Raw genomic sequence first — 18,530 nt, forward strand, 5'->3', positions numbered from 1 at the left:
TCGGCGCCGAAGCAGTCCTCGAGGTCTGCCGACACCGGCACCGAGACGCCCGCTGCGATCCGCGCCGCATGATCGAGGGTCTCGTCCCGGGTGGCGCCGTGGTCGAGCCGGCCCAGCGTGCCGGCGAACCCGCCGCTGGTGGTCGCGAGGGCGGCGAATCCCAGGCTCGCCAGGACCCGCGCCGAGCCCACGTCCCACGGGTTGGGGATCAGCAGGGGGCGGCCCGGCACGTGCAGGGCGAGGAACTCGTCCGCGAGGCCGGTGTCCGTGTCCATTGGTGCTCCTTCCAGCCGGTGAGGCGGTCACCGGCGACTGTCCGACAGGATCCGGTGGGCCCGCCCGGGCGACCTGCCCACGTGGGCCCACACCTACCCAGTTCAGCACGTCGGGTGCGCAAGCCCGCCGGGGGCGGGCGGGCCGGTCGCCGGCGGGTTACGGTTGAAGTGACCCTTGACGTGAGGAGCGCAATGCCCAGACCACCCCTACCCCCGGCCATAGCCGAGCAGCTGGCGCTGCCGTGGCATGCGACGATCAGCATGGTCCGGCCCGACGGCCAGCCCATCTCCGTGCCCACCTGGTACCTGTTCGACGACGGCCGGATCCTCGTCAACATGGACGCGAACCGCAAGCGTCTCGCGCACCTGCGCAGCAACCCGCGCGTCAGCCTGAGCGCGATGGATCCTGCGGACTGGTACACCCACATCAGTGTCCTGGGCCGGGTCACCGAGCTGGTCGACGATCCCACGCTGCGCGACATCGACCGGGTCTCCCGGCACTACACCGGCGAGCCGTACCCGGTGCGGGACCGTCCTCGGGTCAGCGCGTGGATCGAGATCGACCGCTGGTACGTCTGGGGTCGCCTGGCCAAGGCGGCCTGACGCCCCCTCGATCAGGGCTGCTGCACTCTCGATCCAGCGTAGTGCACTCTCGATCGGGAGGGGTGCACCCTCGATCCGGTGTAGTGCACTCTCGATCCGGCGTAGTGCACTGTCGATCAGGAGGCGTCGCCGTGACGGTTCACCCCAGCCGCGCGGCCAGGTAGGGGGCGGTCCGGCTGGCCGCGCACCGGGCCACCTGTGCCGGGCTCCCGCAGACCACGACAGTGCCGCCCTCGTCCCCGGCGCCCGGCCCGAGGTCGACCACGTGGTCGGCCTGTGCCACGACGGCCATGTCGTGCTCGACCACCACGACCGTGCTGCCGCCGTCGACCAGGTCCTGCAGCTGGCGCATGAGCACCTCCACGTCGGCCGGGTGCAGCCCGCTCGTCGGCTCGTCGAGCAGGTAGACCGTCCCCTTGCGCCGGCTGCGCTGCAGCTCGGTGGCCAGCTTGATGCGCTGCGCCTCACCGCCGGACAGCTCGGTGGCCGGCTGCCCCAGCGTCAGGTAGCCGAGCCCGACGTCGACCAGGGTGCGCAGGCTGCGCGCCACGGCCGGCACCTGCGCGAAGACCACCGCCGCCTCGGTGACGCTCAGATCGAGCACCTCGGCGATGCTCCGGCCGTGCCACCGCACCTGCAGGGTCTCGGGGTTGTAGCGCGCCCCGTGGCACGTCGGACACACCCGGTAGGTCCCGGGCAGGAACAGCAGCCCGACCGACACGAAGCCCTCGCCCTGACACGTCTCGCAGCGACCACCCTTGACGTTGAAGGAGAACCGCCCGACGCCGTAGCCCCGGGCCCGCGCCTCGCCGGTCCCGGCGAACAGTCGCCGCACCCCGTCGAAGAGCCCCGTGTACGTCGCCAGGTTCGACCGCGGCGTTCGCCCGATGGGTCGCTGGTCGACGACGACGGCCCGCCGGACCTGCTCGGCCCCGCTCGTCCGAGGAAGGCCGGCCGGTATGCCGCTCAGCTCCTCGGCCTCGTCGGCCTCCTCCGGCTCGGGCTGGGTTCGCGGGCCCTGCGCGAGGTGTGCCCCGAGCACGTCGGCGAGCACCTCGAGGACCGTCGACTTGCCCGACCCGGAGACTCCCGTGACCACGGTGAGCACGCCCAGGGGGAAGGCGACGTCGGTGCCGTGGACGTTGTGCCGCTGGATGCCGTGGAGCTTGAGCTCGCCTCGTGCCGGCCGAGGGTCGTGGGCGGGCGGCCGTGGCGCGATGCCCAGCACGTGGGCCGCGGTCAGCGACTGCGCGGCTGCGGCGATCGTCCCGACCGGACCCGAGTGCAGGAGCCGGCCGCCGCGCTCCCCCGCGCCGGGGCCCACGTCGACGATCCAGTCGGCGCGCCGCATGACGTCGACCGAGTGCTCGACGGCGATGATCGAGTTGCCTTCGCAGACAAGGCGGTTCAGCACGGTCAGGAGGGGCTCGCGGTCGGCGGGGTGCAGGCCGGCGGAGGGCTCGTCGAGCACGTAGACCACGCCGAACAGCCCGGACCGCAGCTGCGTCGCGAGCCGGAGCCGCTGCAGCTCGCCGGACGACAGCGTCGGGGTGTGCCGGTCGAGCGACAGGTAGCCCAGCCCGAGCTCGAGCAGCACGTCGAGCAGCGCGGTCAGCTCGGGGGCGAGGGCGGCCACCACGTCGCCTTCGACGGCCTCACCCCGCACCTGCTGCACGAGGGCGCGCACCGAGCTGAGCGGCATACCCCACCAGTGGTCGATGGGCAGCCCGGCGACGGTGACGGCCAGCGGCTCCGGCCGCAGCCGCCGGCCGCGGCAGGCCGGGCAGGCGACGGTCTCGACGAACTGCAGGGCCCGACGGCGGGCCGGGGCGCTCTTCGACTCGGACAGGGTGCGCAGCACCTGCCGCGCGGCGCTGAGGTAGCGGCCCTCGTAGGGGCGCTGTACCCGTCCGGCCTCACGGACGGGATCGACCGTGACGACAGGCTCTTCGTCGGTGAAGAGGATCCACTCGCGTTCGCCGGCGGGCAGGTCGCGCCACGGGCGGTCGATGTCGTGGCCCAGGGTGTCGAGGATGTCGCGGTAGTTCTTGCCGAGCCACGCGCCCGGCCAGGACGCGATCGCCTTCTCGCGGATCGACAGCGACGGGTCCGGGACCATCCGCGCCTCGGTCGGGTGGTGCACGTGCCCGAGGCCGTGGCACGTCGGGCATGCTCCGGCGATCGTGTTGGGGGAGAAGGAGTCCGAGTCGAGCCGGGACGCCTGCGGCGGGTAGTCCCCGGCGCGGGAGAAGAGCATCCGCAGCGTGTTGGACAGGGTCGTCACGGTGCCGACACTCGAGCGGGCGCTGGTACCCGAGCGGCGCTGCTGCAGGGCGACGGCGGGCGGCAGGCCCGTGATCGAGTCGACCCGCGGAGACTCCACCTGGTTGATCAGGCGTCGGGCGTAGGGCGCGACGGACTCGAGGAAGCGGCGCTGCGACTCGGCGTAGATCGTGCCGAAGGCGAGCGACGTCTTGCCCGAGCCGGACACGCCGGTGACGACCACGAGCCGGTCGCGGGGGAGGTCCACGTCGATGCCGCGCAGGTTGTGCAGGTGCGCGCCACGCACCCGGATCATCCCCGTGTCGGTGCTGCGGTCGGCCGGGGTACGCACGCGCCAACGCTACGCCGCCCTGTCCCCACCGACAGCGCGGCTCCGCTCGTCGAGTTCGAGCACGGCCGGGTCGTGGTGACCGCCGCGGCCCTGATCATGATCGCGGTGTTCGCCGGCTTCGTGCACGCGGACCTCACGCTGATCCGGCCGATCGGCTTCGGGCTGGCCTTCGGTGTGCTCGTCGACGCGTTCGTCGTCCGGATGACGCTCACCCCTGCCCTCATGCACCTGCTCGGCGAGCGGGCCTGGTGGATCCCGCGCTGGCTCGACCGCGTCCTGCCCGACGTCGACGTCGAAGGTGCGGCGCTGGCCGGCACTCACCTGACCCGCAATCGGGACAGGTGGATCAGGAGGCCCGCTGGGCGGCACCGGGCGTAGGCGTGCGGGCCCGGGCAGGGAGCGGGTCATGTCGCGCAGCCGCTCCTACCCCGTGCTGGGCGCGGGTCCATCATGCGACATGACACGCGATCTGACGCTGCTGCCGTCCAGCGCGACGCCTGATCTGGGGCGCCGGCACACGAAATCAGCCACCGCGCCGCGGGTACGCTCGTCGTGGGAGGTCCCGTGGGCGTCGTCGAGGAGCTGGCCCGGGCCCGTGCCGACTTCGAGCGCGGGGACTGGAGTGCGGCCCTCACCGGGTGGCGGGTCGCCGACCCGGCCGCTCTGCCTCCCGACGACCTGGACTCGGCCGGCGCGGCGGCCTACCTCGTCGGCCGGCGGGACGTGGCGCTCGAGCTCTACGGACGGGCGCATGCGCTGCGCGTGGAGGGCGGGGACCTGCCGGGAGCAGTTCGCACGGCCTTTCATCTCGTCATGATCTGTGCCACCTCCGGCGAGCAGTCGCGGGCTGCGGGCTGGCTCGCCGTCGCCGAGCGGCTGCTCGCCGACCTGCCTGCCGATGCGGTCGAGCGGGGCTACGTCGCGTTCGCGCAGATGTACCGCAGCCTGCAGGTCGGCGACCTCGCCAGCGCCGCCGACCTGGCCGAGGCAGCGTGGGAGGCCGGTCGACGCCACGACGAGCCCGACCTGGTGGCGCTCGGCGCGTGCTCGTCGGGCCGGATCGCGATCCGGGCCGGCCGGGTCGCGGAGGGGCTCGCCCTGCTCGACGAGGCCATGACCGGGCTGCTCGCGCGCGGTGGCACGCCCGAGGTGCTCGGCAACGTCTACTGCACCGCGATCGAGGGGTGTCAGGAGGTCCGCGAGCTCGGCCGGGTCGCGGAGTGGACCTCGGGCCTGCACCGGTGGTGCCGGGCGCACCCGGACCTGGTCGCCTTCACCGGGCAGTGCTCCCTGCACCGCGGCCAGCTGCTTGCCGCGCACGGCGCCTTCCGGGAGGCGGTCGGCGAGTTCGACTCTGCCATGCAGCGCTACCGCGACATCGGCTCGCTCGCGGCGATCGGCCAGGCCGCCTACGAACACGGTGAGGTGCTGCGGGTGCTCGGGGATCTCGACGGTGCCGAGGCGTCCTTCCGGCGCGCCGGTGAGTACGGCTACGACCCGCAGCCCGGCCTGGCCCTGCTCTGGACGGCCCGGGGCGAGCTGCGCGCCGCCGCCGGGGCCGCGAGCCGGCTGCTGGCCGAGGCCCGGGGCCCGCTGCACCGGCTCCGGCTGCTGCCCGGCCTCGTCGGGGTGCTGCTCGGCTGCGGCGAGGTCGACACCGCCCGCGCGTGCTCGGCCGAGCTCGAGTCCCTCGCAGGCGAGTTCGCCTTCGACGCGGTCCGGGCGGATGCCGCCTCCGCGGCCGCTGCCGTGGAGATCGCCGCCGGCGACCCCACCGGTGCCCTGCCGTACGCCCGCAAGGCTCGCGCGCTGTGGTTCCGGCTCGAGAACCCGTATGCCGCCGGGCTGGCCCAGCGGGACGTCGGCCGCGCCCTGCTCGCCCTCGGCGACGAGAGCTCCGCGAGGGTCGAGCTCGAGGCGGCCCGTGCGCTCTTCCGCGGGCTCGGCGCGGCCGCGGACGTCGACGCCGTCGACCGGCTGCTCTCCTCGCCGCACACCGCGCGCCCGGGCGGGCTCAGCGAGCGCGAGGTGGACGTGCTGCGCCTGGTCGCCGTCGGCCGGAGCAACCAGCAGATCGCCGCGGCCCTGGTCATCAGCGAGCGGACCGTCGCCCGGCACCTGTCCAACATCTTCACGAAGCTCGACGTGGGCAGCCGCACCGCAGCGGCCGCCTACGCCTACGAGCACGGGCTGGTCTGACCCGCCTGCGCCGGGGGAGTGCACGAGCGGTCAGGCCGCGGCGACGGTGACCGGGGTGCCACGCGGCCGGGACCGCTCGGCTGCGACGATCCGGTCCGCGAGGTACCTGGCGTCGCGCCCGACCCCGGGCAGGACCATGGAGGCGAACGCGTACTGGAAGGCGAGCCCGCAGAAGTAGAGCCCCGGCACGTCCGCAGCGACCCCCCGGTACTCCCGCGGCCAGCCGTCGTCCCCGACGACCGGTAGGTCGATCCAGTCGAAGCGCTGCTCGAACCCGGTGGCCCACACCACGTTCGCCACGTCGAGGACCGTGCCGTCGGCCAGCAGCGGCCGTCCGCCCCGGACTCCCTCCACCCGCGCGGTGTTGCGCACGACGCCGCGAGCCGCGAGGTCCGCGCGCTTGACCCGCAGCATCGGCCCGCCATGCTCTCGGATGTGGGGCATCATCCGGCGCCCCATCGGGGTGCGTCGCGTCAGCACGTGCCGCCAGGCGAAGACGAGCAACGGCACGGCCAGGCCGGTCTGCCACGAGTCCCACCTGACCGGGATCTGACCGCAGTCCCGGCCGACCAACGTGGTCGGCCTCGACGCCGCGAGCTCGTAGGCGATGTCGCAGCCGGAGTGCGAGGCCCCGACCACGAGGGCCGGGCCCTCGGACAGCTGGGACGGGCGGCGGTACTCGCTCGAGTGCAGCTGCTGGATCCCGGGGTCGAGGTCGCGGGCGAAGCCCGGCAGGCGCGGCGTGCGGCCGAACGTGCCGGTGGCGACGACGACGTTGTCGCAGTGGTAGGTGCCCGTGTCCGTCCCGACGACGAAACGACGGGCACGCCCGGCTCCGGTGTCGCCACGTGCGAGCCGCACCACGCGCACGCCGGCCCGTACCGGCAGATCGAAGTGGGCGGCATACGCCTGCAGGTAGTCCGCGACCTCGTCCTTGCCCGGGCAGGCCCACGGATCGCCCGGGAAGGGGAGCCCGGGCAGGCCGTCGTACCGGGCCGGAGAGTAGAGCCGCAGCGAGTCGTAGTGGTGGCGCCAGTTGTCGCCGAGCCGGTCGTTGCGCTCGAGCACGATGCAGTCGTGGCCACGGGCCAACAGGGCCTGAGCGGTCGCGAGCCCGGCCTGTCCTGCGCCGATGACGACCGTACTGACGGTGGTCTCCGGGTGGGCTCCCTTGCTGTTCATGGCTCCTCCTCCAGGTCGGTGACTCGACGGTAGGAGTGGGGCGCTACCGACCGCGTCGGCGGCATTGCCCATCCGAGGTGCGTGTGGTGGCGTGAACTGACCATCCCGGCGGCCTGCCGGCGACGTGGTGTGATGGAGCCATGGGTCGGGCACGCGGGCTCCAGGTGGTCGTCGACGGTCGCCTGGTCATCCCGGAGGTCGAGCTGCACGAGCGTTTCTCACGCAGCCCGGGGCCGGGTGGCCAGGGTGTCAACACGGCAGACTCGCGGGTGGAGCTCACCTTCGACCTGGCCGCGTCGCGGGTCGTCCCGGACCGCCTGCGCGCCCGCCTGCTGGGCCGGCTGCGGGGCCGGCTCGTCGACGGGCGTCTGACCGTCGTCGCGAGCGAGCACCGCACCCAGCTGGCCAACCGCAAGGCGGCCCGAACGCGGCTCGCGCGGCTGCTGCGTGACGCCTCCGCGCCGCCCCCGCCGAAGCGTCGGGCCACGCGCCCGACCCGGGCCTCGCAGGAACGGCGGCTGCGCACCAAGAAGGCCCGGGCCGAGGTCAAGCGCGGTCGCGCCTACCGCACGCCGGACTGACCCGACGAGTCGGCGGGTCGACGCGAGTCCGCACAGGCCGACCGGAGCTGCGGCACTGTCGGTCGGAGCGGGTGTCCTGAGACCATGAGCGCCATGACGAGCACCACTGCACCGGCATCGGTCGAGCCGAGCGTCGACGGGCGCCCCCTCTCGGCGGGGGCCACCGTCGACGAGACGGTCCTGGACTCCATCGCGCAGCGGGTCCTGTGGCTCTCGGCCGCGATAGTCGACGCGGCCAACCGGGGCCGGCCGAACACCTCCGGGGTCAAGGTCGGGGGGCACCAGGCCTCGAGCGCGTCGATGGTCGGGATCATGACCTCGCTGTGGTTCGCCGAGCTGACCGCCGAGGACCAGGTCTCGGTCAAGCCGCACGCCTCGCCGGTGCTGCACGCGGTCAACTACCTGCTCGGCGGGCTCGACGAGTCCTACCTGACCCGGTTGCGCGACAGGGGCGGCCTGCAGTCCTACCCGAGCCGGACCAAGGACCCGGACCGGGTCGACTTCTCCACCGGCAGCGTGGGCATCGGCGCGACGGCACCGCTCTGGGCCGCGATGGCGCACCGCTACCTGCGCGACCAGTTCCCCGAGACACCGCGGGGCGGTCGGTTCGTCAGCCTGCTCGGTGACGCGGAGCTCGACGAGGGAGCGGTCTGGGAGGCGATCACGGACACCGATGCCCGGCAGCTCGGCGAGGTGCTCTGGGTCGTCGACCTCAACCGCCAGTCCCTCGACCGGATCATCCCCGACGTCCAGATCGCCCGGCTGCAGGGGATGTTCGCCGCGGCCGACTGGCAGGTGCTCACGGCCAAATGGGGCCACCGGCTCACCGAGCTGTTCGCCCGCCCCGGTGGCGACGAGTTCCGCCGGCGGATGGACGACATGCCCAACGAGGAGTACCAGCGGCTGCTGCGCAGCCGCCCGGACGAGCTGCTGGACCGGGTGCTCGGGGCCGACCCGTCCCCGGGCCTGCGCGCCCTGCTGGCGCCGCTGTCCCCGGTCGAGCTGGCCCACGCGATCCGCGACCTCGGCGGGCACGACCTGGCCCTGCTGCTGGAGACCCACCAGCAGGTCGACCCGACCCGCCCGACGGTGCTGTTCGCCTACACCGTCAAGGGCCGCGGCCTCGCGACGGAGGGACACCCCAACAACCACTCCGCACTGCTGACCGAGAAGCAGCTGGGCGAGCTGGCCGAGCTGTCCGGTGTGTCCCTCGAGACGCCCTGGCAGCGGTTCGCACCCGGCACCGAGGAGGACAAGCTGTGCACGAGCGTGCGGGAGCAGCTGCAGCGCAAGGAGACTCAGCGGCATACGATCTCCGGCGTGCCCACGTCGCTGCCGTGGCACTACCGGTCGGTCGGGTCCACCCAGGCGGCACTCGGCCGGTTCCTGTCCGACATCGCCCGCGCCGCACCCGAGGTCGCCCGGCGCATCGTGACGCTCAGCCCCGACGTCGCCTCCTCGACCAACCTCGGCGGGTGGATCAACAAGACCGGCGTGTGGGCCGTCGGCGAGCGGCACGACTGGTTCGCCGACGACCGCGAGCGGGTGCTGCGCTGGACCGAGGGGGCCGGCGGCCAGCACATCGAGCTCGGCATCGCCGAGACGAACCTCGTGTGCCTGGCCGGGGAGCTGGGAGCGACGTGGAGCCGATGGGGCCAGCCGCTGATCCCGATCGCGACCATCTACGACCCGTTCGTCGGGCGGGCGCTCGAGCCGTGGTCGTACGGGATCTACGCGGGCGGCCAGTCGATCCTGGTCGGCACGCCGTCGGGTGTCACGCTGGCGCCCGAGGGCGGCGCGCACCAGTCGATCACGACCCCGTCGATCGGGCTGGAGCAGCCGGGATGCACGGCGTGGGAGCCGGCGTTCGCCCAGGACCTCGAGTGGTGCCTGCTCGAGGCGATGGCGCACATCGGCCGCCCGGGCGGCCGGTCGGCCTACTTCCGGCTGAGCACCCGCCCGGTCGACCAGAGCCTCGCGCGGCTGCCGGAGGACCCGGCCCTGCTCGAGCTGCGCCGCCGGCAGGTGCTCGCCGGGGGCTACCGGATCAGCTCGCCCGAAGGGGAGCGGGTCACCCTGGTCGGGGCGGGCGCGATCCTGCCCGAGGTGCTCGCCGCGGCGGATCGCCTGGCGGCACTGGGGATCCCGGCCGGGGTCGTGTGCCTCACCAGTGCTGACCGCGTCTTCCGGGCGCTCCAGGCCCGCGACGATCTCGACGGCGGCGGCAGCGCGATCCTCGAGGTGCTGTTCCCCGCCGCCCGGCCGGCTCCGATCGTCACCGTCCTGGACGGTCATCCGCACACGCTCGCCTTCCTCTCGGGCGTCCGCGGCGACCGGGTCCGCAACCTCGGGGTGACCGAGTTCGGCCAGTCCTCGAGCGTCGCGGACGCCTACGAGCTGCACGGCATCGACGTCGAGTCGCTCGTGCGGGCCGCGGCCGGGCTGGTCGGCTGACCGCGGTCGGTGGCGCCGGGCGGCCTACGGGTCGGTATGCCGCCCAGCCGGGTTCGCGACGCCGTCGGGCTCAGCGGGCGGCGTACTGCGGGTCGGCCGGCTCCACCCACTGGACGAGCTGGTAGACGACGCCGTTCGGGTCGCTCATCTGGAAGTAGCGCTCCCCCCACGGCTCGGTCTCGATGGGGGTGACGATCGTGACGCCCTCGCCCCGGAGCCGGCCGTACTCGGTGTCGATGTCCTCGACGGTGAAGACGACCAGCAGCCCGTCCGCCGGTCCCGCCGCCGAGGCGGGCTTGAACGTCGGCAGGCCCGTGGCGAGATAGATGAGGTTGAAGCCCGCCTCGGGGTGGCTGAGGGAGGCGAAGCCGTCGGCAGCCATGTCCCGCGTGAAGCCCAGGTGGTCCGTGGCCCAGGCCGCGGAGGCGGCGACGTCGGCGACGTCGGCGAGATCGCGGAACTGGTGATGGACATGGCTCTCCTTGGTCCGGGTCGCGGTGTGAGGCGTGGCGACGTGCAGCGTGGAACGCCGAACCCTGCCGCATCGTTCCCGTGCCCGACTCGTGACCTTGTGAGCTGCCTGCGCCGGATGCCACCGGGCCAGGTCACTCGGGGGAGACGGCGAGCTCCTCGATGTGGGCCGGGACCGGGGCGCCCGCTGCCTGGCTCGCCGCCACGTACAGCTGGGCGGCCCTGCGCCGGTTGCTGCGGTGGTCCTGCTGGTCGGCCGGCAGGACCGACTCGCCCGTCGGCGGGTGCTGCTCGATCAGGGCACGCATCGCGGCCCGGACGAACCCGGCCGCCTTGGAGCCGGGCGCCACCTCGAGCAGCTGGTCGAAGGCGGCCAGGCCGATCGCGGCGCTCCTGCTGTCCCCGGAGAGACGCTCGCTGGCCCAGCGTGCCTGGTCCCACCACTGGTTCGCCGCGGCCAGGTCTGCATCGTTCCGGTTGGTGCGGCGGACGCCCCGGTAGGCGATGACGGCCGCGATGACGGCCGCGATGCCCGCGAAGCCGGGTGTCTGCGTCCACTCGTTCAACCAGCCCAGGACATTCATCAGGCTCTCCTCCGCCCGGCCGTCCGGGTCGTCTCGACACGTGCGCAGCCGATCTGGCCGGACGCCGCGCGCCTGGCCGGCCTCGTGCCCCGCGCCTGCCCGGCTCGCCTGCTCAGCTCGTCAGCGCGGGTCCCGGCAGTGCGAGCACCGGTACCGGTGACTGCCGGATGATCTTGCTCGCGTGGGTGCCGAGGAACACCCGCTCGAGCGGCTCGGCATGGCTCGAGCCGAGCACCAGCAGCTCCCCGGTCGGTTCCCAGTCGATGTTCTCGATCGCACCGGCCCAGTCGTGGCTGTAGCCGACGACGAACTCCGGTGCGGTGCTCGAGCCGGCCGGCCCGGGCGGGTACAGGCTTTCGACGCTGGCGCGGATGCGGCCGGTCCACTCGTCCATGACGCCCTCGTCCGCGCGGTTCATCCGGGCGGTGGCCGGGGGCGGCAGCTGCACGGCGAAGGACGCCAGGCGTAGCTTCGCCTGCATGGCGGCGGCGATCGCGTCCGCGGCCCGGACGAAGTGTTCGGCCTGCTCGGACCCGTCGTAGGCGACGGTCACCCGGACGATCCGGGGCGTGCCGGTCCCGGCCCGGAACCCGCGTGGGGCCAGGGCCACCGGGACCGTCGAACTGTGCAACAGCCGGTCGGCGACGCTGCTGAGCGCGATGTGGCCGATCATCCCGGTCCGTGCCGAGCCGAGCACGAGCGCGGTGGCCCGGTGCCGTTCGGCGATCTCGGCCAGGCCGCTGGCCACGGACCGGGCCCGCTGCGCGGCGACCTGCACGGTGATGTCCGCCGGCAGGTGCGCGCGAGCCTGCTCGAGCGCGTCCTCGGCGGCCTCGTCGAGGTAGTGCAGGTCCGGCCCTGAGGCGCGCAGCCACTGCGGTCCCCAGCCGGTCGGGATGACCGCACACACCACGAGCGGCTCGCCGCTCGAGCGGGCCAGGACGGCGGCGAGATTCAGGGCGGCGTGCCCACGCTGGTTGGGCGCGACGCCTACGACGATGGTCATAGCTTCTCCTCGGACTCGACTGCAAGGCCGACGTGCTCGTGCCGGCCGAGATGGGAGTGGTGCCTGCTGTAGCGGAAGTAGAAGGCGACGGCCACCGCCATCCAGACGACGAAGACGAGCAGGGTGTCGACCCGCAGGTTCACGATGATCCACACGCAGCCGGCCACCGACAGGATCGGGGTGACCGGGTAGAACGGGACCTTGAACCCGCGGGGGAGCTCGGGTGCCGTCCGGCGCAGCACGAGCACTCCGATCGAGACGGCGCCGAACGCCACCAGGGTCCCGACGCTGGTCATCTCGGCGAGGAACTCGATCGGGATCAGCCCGGCGAGCAGGGCCACGAGGGCCGAGACCACGACGGTGTTGCGGACCGGTGTCCGGGTGCGCGGGTTGACCTTGTGGAAGAGCGGCGGGACCATGCCGTCGCGCGACATGGCGAACAGGATCCTGGTCTGGCTGTAGATGCACACCAGGGTCACGCTGAAGATCGAGATGACCGCACCGGCCGCCACCACGGTTCCGGGCCAGCCCGACCCGGTGATGTCCATCAGGATCTGCGCGAGACCGGCCTTCTGGCCCCTGAACGACTCCGTCGGCTGCGCGGCGACGGCGACCAGGGTGACCAGGATGTAGAGCAGGGTCACCAGCACCAGTGAGATGAGGATCGCCAGGGGCAGGTTGCGGTGCGGGTTCTTCGCCTCCTCGGCGGCCGTGGCGACTCCGTCGAGCCCGATGTAGGAGAAGAAGATGATGCCGGCGGCGGTCGTGACACCGCCGATCCCGAACGGGGCGAAGTTCTGCAGGTTGCCCGAGTCCCAGCCCTGCAGACCGACGGCGATGAACATGAGCAGCACGCCGATCTTGATGACGACCATGATGGCGTTGACCGTGGTCGACTCGCTCGCGCCGCGGATGAGCAGGAGCATGCACATGACCACGAGGACGATCGCCGGGAGGTTGACCAGTCCGTGCTGCTCGGGAGCGTTGGACAGTGCGTGGGGGATCCGGAACCCGAACAGGTTGTCCAGGAGCTGGTTCAGGTACTCGGACCAGCCGACCGCGACCGCGGCAGCGGCGACGCCCCATTCCAGCAGCAGGCACGCGCCGATCGCCAGCGCGGGCAGCTCGCCGAAGGCGGCATACGAGTACGAGTACGACGACCCGGCGACCGGGACGGCGCCGGCCAGCTCGGCGTAGCACACGGCGGTCAGGCCGGCGACGACGCCCGCGATGACGAAGGACCAGATCACCGCCGGGCCGGCTACCGGCACCGCCTGGGTCAGCACGATGAAGATGCCGGTGCCGATCGTGGACCCGATCCCGATCGCGGCCAGCTGCCACAGCCCGATCGTGCGGGCCAGCTCGCTCCGGCCGGTGTCGGCGCCGGTCTCGACGGTCATCTCGTGGACCGGCTTGCGCCTCAGGATCTGCTCGCGCACCGATGGCATCGGGCACCTCCGCCTGTCGCTCGATGGCCTCACCCTCGTGTGGACCCGTCCACCTGTCAAGGGCGGGCCTCCGACCTGGACCTTTGTCGGCGGTTCCGTCGCGGTCTCTTCCGGCGGTTCGGATGTGGTCGCGCCACCATGGCGGCCGGTCACGTTCTACGGTGGTGTGTCGCACAGCCACGGTCGAACGGAGGTACCCGAGATGGTCTCGCTCTCACCGGGCATGGACGTGTCACTGCAGGCGATGGTGACCAGTCCGGCGCAACGGCGGCTGGATCGCTGGCACGCCCTCGAGACGTCCGCCCAGCAGCTCGCCGACCGGACCGCGGCCGGCCTGGACCTCGGGGAGTCGGCGGAGGCGTTCGTCGGGCTGCTGGACCAGCTCGAGCCCTACGAGCGGTTCTGGCTGTTCCCCGGCCAAGCGGTGGTGCGGCGGATCCGGGAATACCTGGCCCGTCGAGACGTGCTGCTCGTGCAGCAGCTGGTCAGCCGGGCCGTGCACTGGCTGTCCGAGTTCGGTGACGGCGGAGCCATGTTCGACCTGGAGCTGCCCCTCGCCGAGCAGCCCGAGCACCTGCTGGCCGGTGCTCGACGCTTCGTGACCGTGCTGCTGGCCGACGACACCCCCGAGGACGTCCCCCAGTCGGTGGCCGGAGAGCTGCGCCGGCTCGAGCTGGGTGGTCAGGAGCTCGCGTTCGGGCTGCTGGTGGTCGACAGCGTCGAGGAGGCGTTGGCCGCGGCCGCGCTCAACGACGAGATCCAGGCGTGCATCCTGCGCCGCGACCTGACCTTTCGGGCGAAGTCGCGCCCGCAGCTGCTCGAGTCGTTGGTCCAGTACGACGCCGGCCTGGTCCGCGACCGCGCCGGCAACGGGATCCGGTGCGGCCAGTGGATCCGGGAGGTGCGCCCGCACATCGACCTCTACCTGTTGACCGACGAGTCGGTCGCGGCCCGTGACCCCTACACGCAGGGCCTGTTCGCCCGCACCTTCTACCGGCTCAACGAGGAGGCCGAGCTGTGGGCGGCGGTGCTCTCCGGGGTGCGCCGGCGCTACGCCACCCCGTACTTCGACGCGTTGCGCCGCTATGCCGCCGCTCCGATCGGTCAGTTCCACGCCCTGCCCGTCGCGCGTGGGGCCAGCATCTTCAACTCCCGCTGGCTGCAGGACATGGGGGAGTTCTACGGCCGGAACATCTTCCTGGCCGAGACCTCGTCCACCTCCGGCGGGCTGGACTCGCTGCTCGATCCGCACGGCACGGTCAAGCAGGCGATGGACAAGGCGGCCATCACCTTCGGCTCCCACCAGACCTACTTCGTCACCAACGGGACCTCCACCGCGAACAAGGTGGTGCTGCAGGCGCTGACCCGGCCCGGCGACATCGTGCTGATCGACCGCAACTGCCACAAGTCGCACCACTACGGCCTGATGCTGAGCGGCGCGCTGCCGCTGTACCTGGACGCCTACCCGCTGCAGCGGTACGCCATCTACGGGGGGGTGCCGCTGCGCACGATCAAGCAGACGCTGCTGGACCTGAAGGCCGCCGGCCGGCTGGACCGGGTGCGGATGGTGCTGCTGACGAACTGCACGTTCGACGGGATCACCTACAACCCGATGCGCGTGATGGAGGAGGTGCTGGCGATCAAGCCGGACATGTGCTTCCTGTGGGACGAGGCGTGGTACGCGTTCTCGGCCGCCGTACCCTTCGCCCGGCGTCGCACGGCCATGGACACCGCCGCCCGCCTGGCCCGCCGCCTGGGCAGCTCGGACTACCGTGCCGAGTACCGGGAGTGGCGGGCCTCGATGGTCGACGTCCCGGAGTCCGAGTGGGTCGACCGGCGGCTGCTGCCCGACCCCGAGGTGGCCCGCGTGCGGGTCTACGCCACCCACTCCACGCACAAGTCCCTGTCCGCGCTGCGGCAGGGGTCGATGATCCACGTCTGGGACCAGGACTACGACCGGGACGTCCACGAGCAGTTCAGCGAGGCCTACCTCACCCACACCTCCACCTCACCGAACCAGCAGCTGGTCGCCTCCCTGGACCTGGCGCGGCGGCAGGTGGACCTGGAGGGGTACCGGATGGTCCGCAACGCCTACCAGATGGCGCTGGCGTTCCGCTACCGCGTGCGGCACGACCCGCTGCTGCGGCGCTGGTACCGGGTCCTCGACGCGGACGACCTCGTCCCGGCGCACTACCGCCCGTCGGGGGCCGGCAGCTACCTGCCGCTCGCGGACCCGGACTCGGTCAAGAGCCACCCCGAATGGGACCACGCCTGGGCCGACGACGAGTTCGTGCTGGACCCCACCCGGGTCACCCTCTACCTGGGCCGCACGGGGATGAGCGGGTTCGAGTTCCGTGAGCGGATCCTGATGGACCGGTTCGGCATCCAGATCAACAAGACCTCCCTGAACAGCGTCCTGCTGATCTTCACGATCGGGGTCACGTGGTCCAGCGTGCAGTACCTGCTCGACGTCCTGCGCCGCATCGCGGTCGCGCTGGCCCGGGCGGTCGAGGGCGCGAGCCACGCCGACCGGGTCCTGATGGGCAAGCGCACCAGGACGCTGACCAGCCGGCTCCCTCCGCTGCCGGACTTCAGCGCCTTCGACCCCGCGTTCCGTCCGAACCCGGCCACGCCGGAGGGCGACCTGCGCACCGCCTTCTACGCCGCGTACGACGAGGCCAACCGCGAGTACGTGCCGCTGGCCGAGGCCCCGGCGATGCTGGCCGCCGGACGCACCCTGGTCGCGGCGACGTTCGTCGTGCCCTACCCACCCGGGTTCCCGGTGCTCGTGCCGGGCCAGGTCATCTCCGCGGAGATCCTGACCTTCCTGATCCGTCTGGACATCACCGAGGTGCACGGCTACCGGCCGGAGCTCGGGCTCTGCGTGTTCACCGAGCGGTCCCTGCAGCGCCTTTCGGCCGAGCTCGGTCGGCCCCGCCGGCCCCAGCTGCTCTCCCGGCCGACCGCCGGCCGGGACGGCTCCGCGCCACCTGCCCCGGCAGCGCGGCAGGACCAGGGGCCGTACGCCTCGGAGCTGTCCGCGCGGGTCGCTAGCGCCATCGGGGAACGGGCTCCCGGGGACGGGTCGTCCGCCGACTGACTCGCTCCGGCGCGACGGCGCCGACGGTCATGGCACCGACGTGGCGGAGGACCCGGGGTAGCGGGTGTCCCCGGTTTGGGCAAGACTGTGAGCCGGGACACCCTGGGCAGCGTGAGGCGGCGAGGAGCAGGTATGAGCAATCCGGTGATGGTGGGCGTGGGGCCGGTCTCCTTCGAGGACGTCATCGCCGTGGCGCGACGCGACGCGCAGGTCGTCATCAGTGACGAGGCGCAGGACGGCATCCAGCGCAGCCGCGCGGTCGTCGAGGCGCTGGCCGACGACACGGTGCCGCACTACGGGGTGTCGACCGGTTTCGGGGCCCTGGCCACCCGGCACATCCCCGTCGAGATGCGCACGCAGCTGCAGCGCTCGCTGATCCGGTCGCACGCAGCGGGAACCGGCCCGGAGGTGGAGCGTGAGGTGGTGCGGGCGCTCATGCTGCTGCGGCTGTCGACCCTCGCGACCGGACGCACCGGCATCCGGCCGCAGACGGCACAGGCGTATGCCGCCGTGCTGAGCGCGGGGATCACCCCGGTCGTGCGCGAGTTCGGCTCGCTCGGGTGCTCCGGCGACCTCGCCCCGCTGGCCCACTGTGCCCTGGCGGTGACGGGCGAGGGGGTCGTGCGCGACGCCGCGGGCGTCGAGCGCGACGCGGGGGAGGCGCTACGTGCCGCGGGCATCGAGCCGGTCGAGCTGCGCGAGAAGGAGGGCCTGGCCCTGATCAACGGGACCGACGGCATGCTGGGCATGCTGATCCTCGCGATCGACGACCTCCGGCACCTGCTCAAGGTCGCCGACATCTCCGCGGCGATGAGCGTCGACGGCCTGATGGGCACCGACAACGTCTTCAAGCCCGATCTGCAGGAGCTGCGGCCCCACCCCGGCCAAGCGGCATCCGCGGCGAACATCCTTGCGATGCTGGCGGGTTCGCCGATCCGGGCCTCGCACGACACGGCCGACGACACCCGGGTGCAGGACGCCTACTCGCTGCGCTGCGCGCCGCAGGTCAACGGCGCCGCCCGCGACACGGTCGAGCACGCGGCGCGGGTCGCGCAGGTCGAGCTGGCCTCGGCGGTCGACAACCCGGTCGTGACGCTCGACGGCCGGGTCGAGTCCAACGGGAACTTCCACGGGGCCCCGGTCGCGTACGTGCTGGACTTCCTGGCCATCGTCGCCGCCGACGTGGCCTCGATGGCGGAGCGGCGCACCGACCGGTTCCTCGACAAGGCCCGCAACCACGGGCTGCCGCCGTTCCTGGCCGACGACCCCGGGGTGGACTCGGGGCTGATGATCGCGCAGTACACGCAGGCCGCGATGGTCTCCGAGCTGAAGCGGCTCGCGGTGCCGGCCTCGGTCGACTCGATCCCGAGCTCGGCGATGCAGGAGGACCACGTGTCGATGGGGTGGTCGGCCGCGCGCAAGCTGCGCCGCTCGGTCGACGCCCTGTCGCGAGTGCTCACGATCGAGCTGTTCACCGCGGCGCGAGGCATCCGGCTGCGGGCGCCGCTGCAGCCGAGCCCGGCCGAGACGGCGGTGATCGCGGCGCTCGACGCGGTCACGCGCACCGCGCCCGGGCCGGACCGGTTCCTGGCTCCCGACCTCGACGGGGCGTGGCGCGCGGTCACCGACCGGTCGGTCCTGGCCGCGGCCGAGTCGGTCATCGGCCCCCTGCGCTGACCATGGTCGAGAGCGCAGTACTCGAGAGTGCAGTCCTCCCCGTCGAGAGTGCGGCAGATCCGATCGAGAGTGCAGTACTCCAGATCGAGAGTGCGGCAGATCCGATCGAGAGTGCAGTACTCCAGATCGAGAGTGCGGCAGATCCGATCGAGCGCTCACCGGTCCGGACCGAATCCGCGCCGCCACGGCCCACAGCTGCACGGTCGACCGGGACTACTGCACGGTCGATCCGGAGAACTGCACTCTCGATCCGGAGAACTGCACTCTCGATCCGGAGAACTGCACTCTCGATCCGGAGAGTTGCACTCTCGATCCGGAGAACTGCACTGTCGATCA

At 72.6% G+C, this 18,530-nt stretch carries 14 protein-coding genes and 1 pseudogene; 7 read left to right on the forward strand and 8 right to left on the reverse strand.

Annotated features, from left to right (window positions below; genetic code table 11):
- On the reverse strand, window positions 1–275 hold a 275-nt coding region (locus tag WMI84_RS10225), incomplete at its 3' end, for an isocitrate lyase/phosphoenolpyruvate mutase family protein (protein ID WP_347352795.1).
- Window positions 276–467: 192 nt separating this feature from the next.
- On the opposite strand from WMI84_RS10225, the gene WMI84_RS10230 reads away from it, so the two are divergent.
- A complete protein-coding gene (locus WMI84_RS10230; RefSeq protein ID WP_347352797.1) occupies window positions 468–878 on the forward strand; it encodes a TIGR03618 family F420-dependent PPOX class oxidoreductase in 411 nt (136 codons plus the stop codon).
- Between the two features lie 139 nt (window positions 879–1,017).
- Here WMI84_RS10230 and WMI84_RS10235 read toward each other — a convergent pair whose 3' ends face one another.
- Window positions 1,018–3,456 carry an excinuclease ABC subunit UvrA gene (locus WMI84_RS10235; protein WP_347352799.1) on the reverse strand — a complete coding sequence of 813 codons (2,439 nt, stop codon included), beginning with the start codon at window positions 3,454–3,456 and terminating at the stop codon, window positions 1,018–1,020.
- A 99-nt stretch (window positions 3,457–3,555) separates the two neighbouring features.
- Between WMI84_RS10235 and WMI84_RS10240 the strand changes: the two are divergent.
- Together WMI84_RS10240 and WMI84_RS10245 are read left to right on the forward strand one after the other, a co-directional pair.
- A pseudogene (locus WMI84_RS10240) lies at window positions 3,556–3,870 on the forward strand (MMPL family transporter); the annotation flags it as partial.
- Between the two features lie 174 nt (window positions 3,871–4,044).
- Window positions 4,045–5,691, forward strand: coding sequence for a response regulator transcription factor (locus WMI84_RS10245; RefSeq protein ID WP_347352801.1), 1,647 nt, complete (start codon window positions 4,045–4,047; stop codon window positions 5,689–5,691).
- Between the two features lie 30 nt (window positions 5,692–5,721).
- Here the strand turns inward: WMI84_RS10245 and WMI84_RS10250 are convergent, their stop codons facing one another.
- Entirely contained in the window at window positions 5,722–6,873 is a 1,152-nt protein-coding gene (locus tag WMI84_RS10250; RefSeq protein WP_347352803.1) for an NAD(P)/FAD-dependent oxidoreductase, read from the reverse strand.
- 140 nt (window positions 6,874–7,013) lie between these two features.
- Here WMI84_RS10250 and arfB point away from each other — a divergent pair, with 140 nt between their 5' ends.
- Together arfB and WMI84_RS10260 are read left to right on the forward strand one after the other, a co-directional pair.
- Window positions 7,014–7,454: an alternative ribosome rescue aminoacyl-tRNA hydrolase ArfB gene (arfB, locus tag WMI84_RS10255; RefSeq protein WP_347352805.1), complete on the forward strand. Its 441-nt coding sequence runs from the start codon at window positions 7,014–7,016 to the stop codon at window positions 7,452–7,454.
- 93 nt (window positions 7,455–7,547) lie between these two features.
- Window positions 7,548–9,908, forward strand: a complete 2,361-nt coding sequence (locus WMI84_RS10260; protein WP_347352807.1) for a pyruvate dehydrogenase — start codon at window positions 7,548–7,550, stop codon at window positions 9,906–9,908.
- 70 nt (window positions 9,909–9,978) lie between these two features.
- Here the strand turns inward: WMI84_RS10260 and WMI84_RS10265 are convergent, their stop codons facing one another.
- From WMI84_RS10265 to WMI84_RS10280, 4 genes are all read right to left on the reverse strand, one after another.
- Window positions 9,979–10,290: a VOC family protein gene (locus WMI84_RS10265; RefSeq protein ID WP_347352809.1), complete on the reverse strand. Its 312-nt coding sequence runs from the start codon at window positions 10,288–10,290 to the stop codon at window positions 9,979–9,981.
- A 223-nt stretch (window positions 10,291–10,513) separates the two neighbouring features.
- Entirely contained in the window at window positions 10,514–10,963 is a 450-nt protein-coding gene (locus tag WMI84_RS10270; RefSeq protein ID WP_347352811.1) for a hypothetical protein, read from the reverse strand.
- A 112-nt stretch (window positions 10,964–11,075) separates the two neighbouring features.
- Window positions 11,076–11,969, reverse strand: coding sequence for a universal stress protein (locus tag WMI84_RS10275; protein ID WP_347352813.1), 894 nt, complete (start codon window positions 11,967–11,969; stop codon window positions 11,076–11,078).
- Complete coding sequence (locus WMI84_RS10280) at window positions 11,966–13,417, reverse strand: amino acid permease (RefSeq protein ID WP_347352815.1); 1,452 nt, start codon at window positions 13,415–13,417, stop codon at window positions 11,966–11,968. The genes WMI84_RS10275 and WMI84_RS10280 overlap by 4 nt, the downstream gene beginning before the upstream one ends.
- A 202-nt stretch (window positions 13,418–13,619) precedes the next feature.
- On the opposite strand from WMI84_RS10280, the gene WMI84_RS10285 reads away from it, so the two are divergent.
- Together WMI84_RS10285 and hutH are read left to right on the forward strand one after the other, a co-directional pair.
- Complete coding sequence (locus tag WMI84_RS10285; protein WP_347352816.1) at window positions 13,620–16,517, forward strand: aminotransferase class I/II-fold pyridoxal phosphate-dependent enzyme; 2,898 nt, start codon at window positions 13,620–13,622, stop codon at window positions 16,515–16,517.
- Between the two features lie 132 nt (window positions 16,518–16,649).
- Complete coding sequence (gene hutH / locus WMI84_RS10290; protein WP_347352818.1) at window positions 16,650–18,194, forward strand: histidine ammonia-lyase; 1,545 nt, start codon at window positions 16,650–16,652, stop codon at window positions 18,192–18,194.
- Here the strand turns inward: hutH and WMI84_RS10295 are convergent.
- A partial coding sequence (locus tag WMI84_RS10295; RefSeq protein WP_347352820.1) for a hypothetical protein occupies window positions 18,175–18,530 on the reverse strand: 356 nt, incomplete at its 5' end. The genes hutH and WMI84_RS10295 overlap by 20 nt on opposite strands.

The sequence above is a fragment of the Intrasporangium sp. genome (assembly GCF_039812505.1).
GTDB lineage: Bacteria > Actinomycetota > Actinomycetes > Actinomycetales > Dermatophilaceae > Intrasporangium_A.

Excerpts from the sequence above, each read along its gene's own strand:
- WMI84_RS10230 (WP_347352797.1), top strand. The coding sequence starts at position 468 with ATGCCCAGACCACCCCTACCCCCGGCCATAGCCGAGCAGCTGGCGCTG.
- WMI84_RS10235 (WP_347352799.1), bottom strand. The coding sequence starts at position 3,456 with ATGATCCGGGTGCGTGGCGCGCACCTGCACAACCTGCGCGGCATCGAC.
- WMI84_RS10250 (WP_347352803.1), bottom strand. The coding sequence starts at position 6,873 with ATGAACAGCAAGGGAGCCCACCCGGAGACCACCGTCAGTACGGTCGTC.
- arfB (WP_347352805.1), top strand. The coding sequence starts at position 7,014 with ATGGGTCGGGCACGCGGGCTCCAGGTGGTCGTCGACGGTCGCCTGGTC.
- WMI84_RS10260 (WP_347352807.1), top strand. The coding sequence starts at position 7,548 with ATGACGAGCACCACTGCACCGGCATCGGTCGAGCCGAGCGTCGACGGG.
- WMI84_RS10265 (WP_347352809.1), bottom strand. The coding sequence starts at position 10,290 with ATGGCTGCCGACGGCTTCGCCTCCCTCAGCCACCCCGAGGCGGGCTTC.
- WMI84_RS10270 (WP_347352811.1), bottom strand. The coding sequence starts at position 10,963 with ATGAATGTCCTGGGCTGGTTGAACGAGTGGACGCAGACACCCGGCTTC.
- WMI84_RS10275 (WP_347352813.1), bottom strand. The coding sequence starts at position 11,969 with ATGACCATCGTCGTAGGCGTCGCGCCCAACCAGCGTGGGCACGCCGCC.
- WMI84_RS10280 (WP_347352815.1), bottom strand. The coding sequence starts at position 13,417 with ATGCCATCGGTGCGCGAGCAGATCCTGAGGCGCAAGCCGGTCCACGAG.
- WMI84_RS10285 (WP_347352816.1), top strand. The coding sequence starts at position 13,620 with ATGGTCTCGCTCTCACCGGGCATGGACGTGTCACTGCAGGCGATGGTG.
- hutH (WP_347352818.1), top strand. The coding sequence starts at position 16,650 with ATGAGCAATCCGGTGATGGTGGGCGTGGGGCCGGTCTCCTTCGAGGAC.